Source organism: Neisseria sp. S1, from assembly GCF_048060015.1.
Lineage (GTDB): Bacteria > Pseudomonadota > Gammaproteobacteria > Burkholderiales > Neisseriaceae > Neisseria > Neisseria arctica.
Genome location: NZ_JBLUPI010000008.1, coordinates 1 through 11777, shown reverse-complemented (window position 1 = coordinate 11777; position 11777 = coordinate 1). Strand labels below are relative to the sequence as shown.

Genomic DNA, 11777 nt, shown 5'->3' with positions numbered 1-11777 from the left:
AAACCAAAAATTTGCTTAAAAACACCCGATGCAACGGTATCGGATAACTGTATTTTCAGACGGCCTGTTATTTTTCAGGTAAAGGCCGTCTGAAAAGGTTTGAATAATTTTCTAGTTGATATGTTGATATTAAATCCCGTTTTTTTAAAACAGGCACCCCCGCCACCTGTGCAGTTTGCATTGCTATGCACTTTGCTGTGGACTGCATTGCCTCTTGCCGGTGCTTTGCCTGTGGTGGTGACGGCTTTGTTCGGCGGCTTATGGCTTCTCCGCTTGGCCTTGTTGCGTTTGCATATCGGCCGTGTGCACGGTTTGGCTTTGGTATTAATGTTGCTGATGGTAGCCGGTTTGGTTTGGCAACAATTGGGAACGGTGTTTGGCCGTGAGGGCGGGATTGCATTTTTATTGCTGCTGGTGATGCTTAAGTCGTTTGAAAGTACGGGCAGGCGCGATTGGCAGGTGCTGGTGTTGGCGATGCTTTTTCTCAGCGGATCAAGTGTTTTGCTTAACCAAAGCCTGCTGACGGGTGTTTGGCTGTTGCTGACTTTATTGCTGTTGGCGGTGTGTATGGCGTTGTTGGGTGGTTTGCCTTTCAAACAGGCAGCCAAGCGGGGCGGACAGGCGTTACTGCTTACTTTACCGTTGATGGTATTGTTGTTTGTGGCGGTGCCGAGAAGCAGCGAGCCTTTGTGGCGTATCCCGCAACAAAGTGCGCAAGCTAAAACGGGTTTGTCGGATACGATGGAACCGGGCAGTATCAGCAATCTGGTACAGAGCAATGAATGGGTGGCCAATATTACCTTTAGCGGGCAACAACCGGAAATTCAGGATATGTACTGGCGCGCCATCATCATGGCTGATTTTGACGGTATACGCTGGCATGCGGTGGACAATCGTTATGAAGATGACGCCGAAGCCGCAACAGTAGGCAGAACCACTTACCAAATGATTGTGCGTGATCAAAACGGCGTGCTGCCCGCATTGGATTATCCCGGCACATCTCTGCCTCGGGGAATAGGTGCGCGTTTGGGGCAGGTGTTGAGGGCGGAACAAAGCCGTGAAGGTTTGCGTAGGTTGACTTTGCAAGCTTCGGTAGGCGATATCTTGGTTCAACGGTTGAATACCGCCGAACAGGCGTTTTATACCCGCCTGCCTCGCGAAGGTAATACGCAAACACGCGCCTTGGCTCAAAAATTGCGGGATCAGTCAGTGTCACCGCGTCAATTTGTCGATCAAGTATTGCATCATTACCGCAGCAGTTCGTTTGTTTATACCCTGCAGCCGCCGAAGACCGAAGGTCGAAACGGTATTGATGAATTTATGTTTCGCACCCGTCGTGGTTTTTGTGAGCATTACGCCCAGAGTTTTGTCGTTATGATGAGGGCGGGCGGATTGCCGGCACGGGTGGTGACCGGTTATCAGGGAGGTACTTTTAATGAACAAGCCGGTTTTTGGCAGTTGCGCAGCCGTGATGCCCATGCGTGGGCCGAAGTTTGGCTGCCGGATGAACAGCGGTGGTTGAGGGTTGATCCGACAGCTGCTGTTTCGGCCGTGCGCACGCAAAGCGGTGTTGCCGAGGCATTGCCTGAAAGCGAACGTGCGCAGGTGGAGCGAAGCGGTACATGGGCAAATTGGGCGGATACGGGCCAGTATTATTGGCAGCAATGGGTGGTAAATTACGATCAAAATAAACAAAATAGTTTGTTTGCCGCCTTAGGGTTGGGCGGATTCAACTTTAAGACCCTATGGATTGTCTTGTTGCCCGGGTTGTTGTTGGCATTTTTGCCGGTTTGGTATTGGTGGAAGAACGGCAGACGGGCCGATACTGATGAGCTGGTCGAAGGTTTTATGCTGTTAAAAACAGTATTATTGGGTAGCGAAGATGAAAAATTGGCCGCTACCAGTGCGACCGAGCTGCGCCATTTGATGGCTGCGCATGATATGGCTGATGACGAAATCGACCGGTTGCTGATCCAATATGAAAACTGGCTGTATGCGGGCGTTGAGCCTCCGTCTGGTGCGGTACGCCGCGGTTGGCTGGCACAAGTGAAGAAAGCTGCCAAGCGTTACGTGCGTTAAGGAAATAGCTAGGAACACAGTAGTGTAGTAACGGTAAACTTTTTGGCCTGTGTTACTTTGTATCATTTGATGAAGCTTATTTGGCTATTGCTTGCGCTACAGCCTGTAAATAATAATGCCATCTGAAAAACTTTTCAGACGGCATTATTATTTTACAAATGAAGGAAGTGTAGTTGGATAAACAAAGCTTCCCGAATATTAAGGCAATTATCTTTTTAAATTTTCAGTGTATGGGTTACCATAAACGATTGATGATACTTTGGGCTTTTTCTTCCGCGGCCATGCCTATACGGCGGCCCAGCAGCATGCCTAAAGGATCTTCTTCGGTGTAATCCACCAACTCGGGTGCGCCGATAACATCGCGTGAAATGCTGTATACATTACCGAAATCATCAATCAGGCCGGCGGCTTTGGCTTCGGAGCCTGTATAAATACGACCGCTGAACATATCGGGGTATTCTTTTTCTTTCAAACGGTTGCCGCGTCCCAATTTAACGGCTTTGATGAATTCCTGATGGATATCCGTCAGCATTTGTTCCCAAATTTTGGCTTGTTCGGGCGTTTCGGGGCTGAACGGATCGCCCATGCCTTTATTGCTGCCTGCTGTTTTCAGACGGCGTTTAATGCCTAATGTGTCCATCAGGCCTGTAAAATCAAAGCCGCCGCCGATTACGCCGATACTGCCGACTACACTTGAAGGGTCGGCATAAATTTTATCTGCGGCGGCAGCAATGTAGTAACAACCGGAAGCGCAGACGTCTTCGGCTACTACATAAAGCGGTGTATCGGGATGCTCTTTTTTCAGACGGCGTATTTCTTCAAATGCAATATTGGAAATAACAGGGGAGCCGCCGGGGCTGTTTGCCCTAATGATGATGCCTTTAACCGAGCTGTTCGAGTATGCCGCTTGAAGGCTGTCACGCAGAGTGGCGACTTGGTCTTGGTATTCATTGGAAATCGCGCCGCTTAAGCGGATAACTGCCGTATGATCGCCGCTTGGCGCATTGGAGCTTGCACCGCCGCGCAGACCGACAATTAGAGAAAGAAAAAACAGGAGCCATATAACACGCCAAATGTTGCGCCATATGCGGTTGCGGCGTTGTTCTTTATAAGTTTCCAGTAGGGCTTCGCGCAACGTATTGCGCTCCCAACTTTCTGTGGCGGCCGGTTGTTGGCCGTTTTCAGGTTCGCCTTCACGGCGGATACGGTATTGCATCGTAGTATTCCAAAATCAATTAAGTGCTCTATTTTAGGCGCATCGAGGGGCTTTGAAAACCGTTATAGAGTTTGCAGTAGAGACGGCAGGCCGCCTAAATTTTCCAATATGGCCAAATGGGGTGAGGTTTGCAGTTGTTCTGACGTATGTGTTCCTGTGCTGACGGCTACGGCATAGGCACGGGCATTGGCGGCCATATCCAAATCAAAAGTAGTGTCGCCGACAACTAGAGCTTCAGTAGGTAAAACACCCAGCTCGTCACAGATTTCAAGCACCATGTCGGGCACAGGCTTTGAAGGGCATTCGCTGGCGCAGCGCGTCGCGTACCAAAAATGTGCCGTACCGGTTTGGCTAATGGCACTGTCTAGGCCGCTTCTCCCCTTGCCTGTGGCCACTGCCAGCCAATAACCTTATTCTTTGAGCGTATTCAAGCAAGGTAAGGCATGCTCGAAAAGGCGCATATTCTGATTGTTGGGATTGAGATAATGAGTGGTGTAAGTCCGTACCAGTGCCGTCAGTTGGGTTGTGTCGATATCGGGATGCAGTATAGATATGATGGTGCGCAAATCGTATCCGATTAGTTTGCGTATGCTTTCGGCCGGTGGCGCGGGCAAGCCGTGTTCTAGAAAGGCGGCCTGCATGGTGGCGGTAATCGGTGCGGTGGTATCGGCAAGCGTGCCGTCCCAGTCGAAGATAATGAGTTTTGGAGGCATAAGGGTTTCCTTGTCCGCGGCTTTTTGATTGGTATGGGCCTATCTAAAAAGAAGAAGGTAATTTCCTAGTAGGCGTGGAGGGATAGAAGTGTATGGTTGTGCCTTGGCGGTTTTTTAGATGCTTTGATGGTATTTGCATACGAATCTGAGGCCGTCTGAAAAATTATAGAATCTTTTAGGCTTTTTTTTCGTTTGAGAATATCAGCAAGCATTGCTCTAATTCGGGCGGTAGCGGTGCAATCAACTTTAAAGGTTCGTTGGTAAGCGGGTGATTTAAATGCAGCTCGGCGGCGTGCAGAAACATACGTTTCAGCCCGATTTTTTGCAGGCGTTTGTTGGCTTGGTAGTCGCCGTAGCGCTCATCACCGGCAATCGGGCAGTTTTGCGATTGCATGTGAACGCGGATTTGGTGGGTGCGGCCGGTTTTTAGGGTGGCTTCCACATAAGTAAGGTTTGAGAGGCCTATTTGGTGCAAGATATCGCCGTTATATCTTTGCAATACGCGGAATATAGTATGGGCAGACTGGCCTTCTTCGCTTACGCGCACCATTTTTTCGCCTTGTGCGCCGGTATATTTGAATAGTGGGAGCTTGACGTGGGTTTTATCTTGAACCAGTTTTCCGATGCCAAGGGCAAGGTAGATTTTTTTCGGATGATCGTTTCGGATGGCTTCGTGGAGCTTCACTAAGGCACTGCGCTTTTTAGCAATCATCAGCAGGCCGCTGGTATCTTTGTCCAAACGGTGTACCAATTCGAGATAGCGCGCCTCGGGGCGGGCACGCCGGAGTTGCTCGATAACTCCGAAACTGACACCGCTGCCTCCGTGTACGGCTATACCGCTGGGTTTGTTGACTACCAGCAGGACATCATCTTCATATACGATATCAAATTCACGGGCAGGGGCGTTGTGCGACGCGACAGGCTTGATTTTTTCGGCGATACGTATAGGCGGAATGCGCAGGAGGTCGCCTGTCGAAATACGATCGGTCGGCTTGCAACGTTTTTTGTTCAGACGCACTTCTCCGGCGCGAATGATGCGTTGGATATGGCTTTTAGGAACACCTTTCAAAATTTTGATCAAAAAGTTGTCCAAACGTTGTCCGGCATCTTCTTCGGGAATGGTGAGATGGTTCACCAAGTCTTTGCTAATTGTTGGCATTTTCTCTATAATCCGATAACGGTTTGGCTGTTCAGACATGCAGTATACCAATCTAATTTTGAGGTCGTCTGAAAGTATAAAAAATCACAGCCTACCCGAGAGTTTATGCGGCAGTATTTGGCCGCAAGCTGAAAAATTGCGAATAGAAATATTTTATATTAAAAACGCACTCCACAAAGCATTTTCCTTTGTCATGCGCAAGCCAGCAGGGCAGAGTGGTAGTTAAGTTTGACCTTTTCGACGGAAGTCCGCCCGCGCATAAGACGCACGGCGCAGTTTTCGGGCAGCGATGCCGTCGAACGATGATAAAGAAGATACGGCTCAGATTTTCGGCCTGATGCGCATTTTGAAAGTACGGCATCGGCTTTCGGCATATTTTGATATGTGCCTTGTTCTTTACATTAACCTTCTTATATCCGGAATCCTGCCCTACACGCCGTTTTCAGACGGCCTGACCATTGGTGGCAAAGCAAGTGTCGAAAACTGATTACGCGCCTCGTGAGTGCTAAAAATAAAGAACGAGGTCGTTTTTATGAAACGTATGTTATTTAATGCTACGCAGGCCGAAGAGTTGCGCGTAGCTATTGTCGATGGACAAACCCTGTTGGATTTGGATATCGAAACGCTGGGAAAAGAACAGCGTAAAGGTAATATTTATAAGGGTGTGATCACCCGTATTGAGCCGTCGCTGGAAGCGTGTTTCGTTGATTACGGAACCGACCGCCACGGCTTTTTACCTTTTAAGGAAGTGTCCCGTTCGTATTTCCAAGATTACGAAGGCGGTCGTGCACGTATCCAAGATGTGCTTAAAGAAGGTATGGAGGTTATCGTGCAGGTGGAAAAAGACGAGCGCGGAAATAAAGGCGCGGCGTTGACCACCTTTATCAGCTTGGCCGGGCGTTACTTGGTTTTGATGCCGAATAATCCGAGGGGCGGCGGCGTGTCGCGCCGTATCGAAGGCGAAGAACGCCAAGAGCTCAAAAGTGCGATGGCCGAATTGGATGTGCCCCGCGGTATGAGTCTGATTGCCCGCACGGCGGGCATAGGCCGCAGTGTGGAAGAGTTGCAGTGGGATTTCAACTACCTACTACAGCTTTGGCACGCTATCGAAGAGGCGGGTAAGGCACATCACGAACCTTACTTGCTCTTTATGGAAAGCTCCCTGGTGATCCGTGCCGTACGCGATTATTTCCGTCCCGATATCGGTGAAATTCTGATTGATAACCAAGAGGTTTATGCTCAGGTTTCCGAATTCATGAGTTATGTGATGCCGAATAATATCGGCCGTCTGAAACTTTATGAAGATCATACTCCCCTGTTTTCACGTTTCCAAATAGAACACCAAATCGAAAGTGCTTTCTCACGCAGTGTCAGTCTGCCGTCAGGTGGTGCCATTGTCATTGACCATACCGAAGCGCTGGTGTCGGTAGACGTTAACTCTGCCCGCGCAACCCGTGGTGCTGATATCGAAGATACTGCTTTTAAAACCAATATGGAAGCAGCCGAAGAAGTAGCGCGCCAAATGCGTTTGCGCGACTTAGGCGGTTTGGTAGTTATTGATTTTATCGATATGGAAAACCCTAAGCATCAACGCGATGTGGAAAATACCCTGCGTGATGCTCTGAAAAAAGACCGTGCCCGTGTGCAAATGGGCAAGCTTTCCCGCTTTGGCTTGTTGGAGCTTAGCCGTCAGCGCCTGAAGCCGGCTTTGGGAGAGAGCAGTCATGTTGCCTGTCCACGTTGTGCCGGCACCGGTGTGATCCGTGGCATCGAGTCAACGGCATTGCATGTATTGCGTATCATTCAAGAAGAAGCGATGAAAGACAATACCGCCGAGGTACATGCACAAGTACCGGTGGATGTGGCAACCTTTTTGTTGAATGAGAAACGGGCCGAGCTGTTCGGATTAGAAGAGCGTTTGGACGTATCGGTTTTCCTGATTCCGAATATTCATTTGGAGAATCCGCATTATGACGTTAGCCGCGTGCGTAATGATGATGTGGATGAAAATGCGGCACCTAGCTACCAGCGTGTGGCCGAGCCTGAAAAACAAGATAATCTGCCTTTTAATGGCGATAAAGTCAAAGCGGCACGCCCTGAGCCGGCTGTTAAGGGGGTGAAGCATACCCAGCCTGCTCCCACAGTAAGCGAGACTTCAACCGGCGGTTCATGGTGGGATAGTATTAAGGCTTGGTTTGGCCGTGTATTTGGCAATTCGGAAGAAACTAAAGCGGAGCCTGAAAAACAAGCGGCTAATCCCCGTCCAAGCCAACGGCAGACGAATGGTAAAAGCCGTCGACAGCAGAATCGCCGCCATAATCCCCGCCGAAACAACGGTAATCAAAGTCGACGTAATGAGTACGATACCGATAAGGAAAAAGCGGAGGTTGTAGAAGCAGCCGATACTCGCGGTAACCAGCGTGGCCGACGCGATCAGCAAAGTGAAAACAATACTGGTCGTGACCGTAACAACGGAGCGTCAAACGGTAACGCAGAGGAGCGACGCGGAAAGAATTCAGTAGCAGTAGAAGACACCGGTGCTAATGAATCGGTTAATACTAATAACCGCCGCCGCAATAACCGTAATGAGCCGCGTCGTCAGGAAGAAATTGTTGCTCCGGTAGCCGCATTAGAGGCAAATGAGAAAGTAGCATCTGTTGCGGCAAGTACCGCTAATGTGCAAAAACAAGAACCTATAGTGGTGAATTTGAGCGGTGATGCCGACGGTAAGAATAGTGCGCATAAGCGTAACCGTAATACGGAGCGCAACGAGCGTAACAACCGTAATCAAAGAGACCGTCGCAATAACAGTAAAAAACGTAATATCCCTTCGGCTGCCAAAATCGAGCAATACTTGATGATTGAGGAGGTGGGGGATAAAGTGCGAAATGCTGTTGCCCACGTGTTAGGCGGTGCGGCAGAAGAGCCTGTTGCCGTGCCTGTTCCGATGGCTGTTGATGTGGTTGTTCCGCAAGCAGATACACCTATTGATAAGCCGGTAACCATTGTTTTGCCAGCAGTATCGGATGAAGCTGATAATGTGGCCGTTGGGTTGTTTGCAATTGAGGATGATATTTCTGTAGAAACGGAAGAAAACATTCCAGAAGAAACCATAGTCAATGAAGCAGCGGCGAAAGTACAAAAAGCTGTAGCTCAATTGATAGGTATTGAAGCCGAAGATGATAAGAAACCATCTGAAGAGTTGATGAAAGAGCAATTTGTGCAAGAATCTTCAAGCAGTGCTTTAACAAATTCAGCGTCGAGTAGTGTTGTGCAAGAGTCTGATTTGGGTGGTTTGATTTTGGTGCAAACCAGTATTGAAGCTTTGGAAGCAGCTAAACAGATGCCGGCTTTAGAATTACCTAAAGGCCTGCGCCGTTCGGATCTGCCAAAAACAATTGAAACGATTCATGAGGAGCAATCTTTAATTCAGGTTGAAACAAATAAACCTGGTTTGCTGATTGAGTAGATTGTTAGTGAATATTGTTAGTTTTAGGTAATTCTCGGAATATGCCGTCTGAAAATCATGGTTCAGACGGCATATTTTTGAATATATAAATAGCAGAGGCAGTTATTTTTAATAGCCGTTTTAGTATGAGTTAAGTGTGGCTGAATATAAAATGATTAAATTTTGGTTCAGCTTGGCAAAAAGTTTATTGCACTGACTTATTTGCTTATTTGTGAAAAGTAAGATTATTTTCTAAATTAAGTGGTGCACGGTTTCCCTTATTCCCTAAATTGTGATTCCATAGGAATATGTATGGAAAAGCGGTTGTTATAAAATTAGGCCTTGATCCGTATTAATTATGATCAAGGCCTAAATGGTAAGATAGGAATTTATAAACCGGGGAAGCGGCCTTTCATTCCTTTGGCAAGATTCATAAGTTTGCTCATGCCTTTGCCACTAAACATTTTCATCATCTGCTGAGACTGCTCAAATTGTTTCAGCATTTTATTTACTTCTTGCACGCTGGTTCCTGAACCGGCGGCGATACGGCGTTTTCTGCTGGCCTTAATAATTGAGGGATTAGCCCGCTCTTTGGCTGTCATAGAGTTGATAATCGCTTCTACATGGCTCATGGCCTTTTCAGCCGTGCCTTCTGGAATCTGCTTGGAAAGCTGCCCTATCTCTCCGGGCATTTTAGACATGATGCTTTCCAGGCCGCCCATATTGCGCATCTGTTGAATTTGCTCTTTGAAGTCATTTAAGTCGAAGCCTTTGCCTTTATGCAGCTTTTTAGCCATTTTGGCAGCGACTTCCTCATCAATTCCTTTTTGTACGTCTTCAATCAGCGTTAATACATCACCCATACCTAAAATACGGCTGGCAATACGATCCGGGTGGAAGGGTTCCAAACCGGTAACTTTTTCGCCCGTACCGATAAATTTAATCGGTTTGCCAGTAGTTTGGCGGACAGATAGAGCCGCACCACCGCGTGAATCGCCATCCATTTTGGTTAGGATTACACCCGTTAACGGTAAGGCCTCATTGAAAGCTTTTGCTGTGTTTACGGCATCCTGCCCAAGCATGGCGTCTACGACAAATAAAGTTTCGACCGGGTTGACGGCTGCATGTAGTGCTTTAATCTCGGCCATCATTTCTTCATCAATAGCTAAGCGACCGGCTGTATCGACCATAAGAACATCATAGAAATGTTTCTTTGCATAATCGACTGCTGCACGGGCAATCTCTACTGGTTTTTGTTCTGTGCTGGAGGGGAAGAAGTCAACGCCTACTTGGTTTGCGAGGAGTTTTAGCTGCTCGATTGCAGCAGGGCGGTAAACGTCGGCGGAGACCACAAGGATTTTTTTCTTGTGGTCATTTTTCAATAGGCGGGAGAGTTTGCCTACCGTAGTTGTCTTACCCGCCCCCTGCAGGCCTGCCATTAACACGACGGCAGGTGGTGAAACGGCTAAATTCAGGCTGTGGTTTTCCTTACCCATCAACTCGACCAGCGCTTCATTTACGACTCCGATAAATGCTTGGTCGGGTGTGAGGCTATCGGCGATTTCATGGCCGAGGGCTTTTTCTTTTACACTGTTTACAAAATCTTTAACGATAGGTAGGGCAACATCAGCTTCTAATAATGCCAAACGTACCTCACGCAATGCTTCTTTGATATTATCTTCTGTGAGTTTTGATTGTCCGCGAATGTTTTTAAATACATTACTAAAGCGGCTTGTTAAATTATCTAACATGTACTTCCTTACTTATTGAGAATGGCCGCCACGAGTTTGGCGTTATTTGATAAAATTACCGTATTTTACACCACGAGTGCGCTTCTGAATATGCGCGCGTAGAAAGTTTGTCATGCCTATTATATTGATTTGTCTGATACTGGTGTATGCCGGATTGGCCGTTTTTGCATGGCTTCAATATAAAAAAGAAGGTGTTCGGCAACACTATCCTTTAAAAACCGAGCTTGCTATATTGGCTCCTATTTTGCTTGTACACGGAGCAGTATTGGCATTGCCGGTATTGAGAGATCAAGTTTTGGTCATGGGGTTTGGTTATGCCGTCAGTCTTATTGTCTGGTTAATGTTGACGATGTATTGGGCAGGTAGTTTTTTTTACCGCTTAAAGGGGTTGCAGCTCCTTTTATATCCTTGCGCCGCTTTTTCATTATTGATAGCAGTCATTTTCCCTGGCCATTACGTCGGCTATCAAATTAGTAATTGGCCTTTTATACTGCATGTTAGCGGGTCATTGCTTGCATATGGTTTGTTTGGAATTGTTACGTTATTGGCCGTGTTGATTTTATTGTTAAACAGAAATCTGCACAAACACCGCCTCTCCCCCTTTACCAAATTTCTGCCTCCTTTGCTAAGTCTGGAAAAACTTATGTTTCAAGGAATGGAGGTTGGCTTTTTACTGCTAACATTTTCCGTTATTAGTGGTACATTTTTTGCTGAGGTTGTATTTGGCAAACCTGCAGAATTATCACATAAAACTGTCTTCGGTATATTATCTTGGTTGATTTATGGCGGACTTCTGCTAAAAAGAAATATGACTTCTTGGAGAGGTAAACAGGCGGCATTGTGGACAATTGCAGGTTTTGTTAGTTTGATGCTGGCATATGTCGGTTCCAAATTTGTGCTTGAAGTCATTTTGCCATAACATAATAAATATTATTTAGCTGTGTTGTAGTACTTTGTATATCAAAATAAATGCCGTCTGAAGAATTTCAGACGGCATTTATTTTAGGTGGACGGTTATCTAAATTAGCTGATATTAAATAATTAAAATTATTTAGCAGCTCTATTCATGGAAGAGGAAGAGAGGGTAACTGTAGTGTTTTTGCTAGGTGGCTGAAGGTGAATGGGTAGCGGTGCGGGTGAGTTTGGGTGTCGAAGAGGTATGATGTTTCCGATGGCGGCATCGTCTGTTTTGTCTATTTTTAGTTATAAAAAATTCTGTTGTAAAACAGACGGGTGCAATTTTTTCTGGGGGATTTTTTGTTTTGGGGGTTGACGGGTTTTGTATGGGTTGTGTATAGTTCGGTTCTTCGCTGCTGAGGCGGTGAATAAAACTGACTGTAGATTGTACCACGGTTGGGATTTTGAGTAAACGGATTGGTTGCTTTTAGTCTTGACAGATAAAATTTTGGTG

At 47.0% G+C, this 11777-nt stretch carries 7 protein-coding genes and 1 pseudogene; 4 read left to right on the top strand and 4 right to left on the bottom strand.

The window, feature by feature from the left end; genetic code table 11:
• The first annotated feature begins 168 nt into the window (after positions 1 to 168).
• A complete protein-coding gene (locus ACEPPX_RS07335; RefSeq protein ID WP_416623521.1) occupies positions 169 to 2079 on the top strand; it encodes a transglutaminaseTgpA domain-containing protein in 1911 nt (636 codons plus the stop codon).
• A 235-nt stretch (positions 2080 to 2314) separates the two neighbouring features.
• On the opposite strand, the gene ACEPPX_RS07330 is transcribed toward ACEPPX_RS07335, so the two are convergent.
• The 3 genes and pseudogenes from ACEPPX_RS07330 to ACEPPX_RS07320 all read right to left on the bottom strand — a co-directional run bounded on the left by ACEPPX_RS07330 (position 2315) and on the right by ACEPPX_RS07320 (position 5167).
• The gene (locus ACEPPX_RS07330) at positions 2315 to 3295 is read right to left on the bottom strand and encodes a S49 family peptidase (RefSeq protein WP_416623520.1); all 981 of its coding nucleotides are present in this window, start codon (positions 3293 to 3295) and stop codon (positions 2315 to 2317) included.
• Between the two features lie 62 nt (positions 3296 to 3357).
• Positions 3358 to 4008, bottom strand: a pseudogene (locus ACEPPX_RS07325) (HAD-IA family hydrolase).
• A 175-nt stretch (positions 4009 to 4183) separates the two neighbouring features.
• A complete protein-coding gene (locus ACEPPX_RS07320; RefSeq protein WP_416623519.1) occupies positions 4184 to 5167 on the bottom strand; it encodes an RluA family pseudouridine synthase in 984 nt (327 codons plus the stop codon).
• A 289-nt stretch (positions 5168 to 5456) separates the two neighbouring features.
• Here ACEPPX_RS07320 and ACEPPX_RS07315 point away from each other — a divergent pair, with 289 nt between their 5' ends.
• Both ACEPPX_RS07315 and ACEPPX_RS07310 read left to right on the top strand, forming a co-directional pair.
• Positions 5457 to 5654 (top strand): hypothetical protein, encoded by a 198-nt coding sequence (locus ACEPPX_RS07315; protein WP_416623518.1) that lies wholly within the window; start codon positions 5457 to 5459, stop codon positions 5652 to 5654.
• 54 nt (positions 5655 to 5708) lie between these two features.
• Complete coding sequence (locus ACEPPX_RS07310) at positions 5709 to 8636, top strand: Rne/Rng family ribonuclease (RefSeq protein ID WP_416623600.1); 2928 nt, start codon at positions 5709 to 5711, stop codon at positions 8634 to 8636.
• 368 nt (positions 8637 to 9004) lie between these two features.
• Here the strand turns inward: ACEPPX_RS07310 and ffh are convergent, their stop codons facing one another.
• Positions 9005 to 10366: a signal recognition particle protein gene (gene ffh, locus ACEPPX_RS07305; RefSeq protein ID WP_047761883.1), complete on the bottom strand. Its 1362-nt coding sequence runs from the start codon at positions 10364 to 10366 to the stop codon at positions 9005 to 9007.
• A 112-nt stretch (positions 10367 to 10478) separates the two neighbouring features.
• Here ffh and ACEPPX_RS07300 point away from each other — a divergent pair, with 112 nt between their 5' ends.
• On the top strand, positions 10479 to 11285 hold the full coding sequence (locus ACEPPX_RS07300) for a cytochrome C assembly family protein (RefSeq protein ID WP_416623517.1): 807 nt from the start codon (positions 10479 to 10481) through the stop codon (positions 11283 to 11285).
• Positions 11286 to 11777 lie beyond the last annotated feature (492 nt).

Bases quoted from the DNA above. Each gene is read 5' to 3' on its own strand.
- ACEPPX_RS07330 (WP_416623520.1), bottom strand. From the start codon at position 3,295: ATGCAATACCGTATCCGCCGTGAAGGCGAACCTGAAAACGGCCAACAA.
- ACEPPX_RS07315 (WP_416623518.1), top strand. From the start codon at position 5,457: ATGCCGTCGAACGATGATAAAGAAGATACGGCTCAGATTTTCGGCCTG.
- ACEPPX_RS07300 (WP_416623517.1), top strand. From the start codon at position 10,479: ATGCCTATTATATTGATTTGTCTGATACTGGTGTATGCCGGATTGGCC.
- ACEPPX_RS07310 (WP_416623600.1), top strand. From the start codon at position 5,709: ATGTTATTTAATGCTACGCAGGCCGAAGAGTTGCGCGTAGCTATTGTC.
- ACEPPX_RS07320 (WP_416623519.1), bottom strand. From the start codon at position 5,167: ATGCCAACAATTAGCAAAGACTTGGTGAACCATCTCACCATTCCCGAA.
- ffh (WP_047761883.1), bottom strand. From the start codon at position 10,366: ATGTTAGATAATTTAACAAGCCGCTTTAGTAATGTATTTAAAAACATT.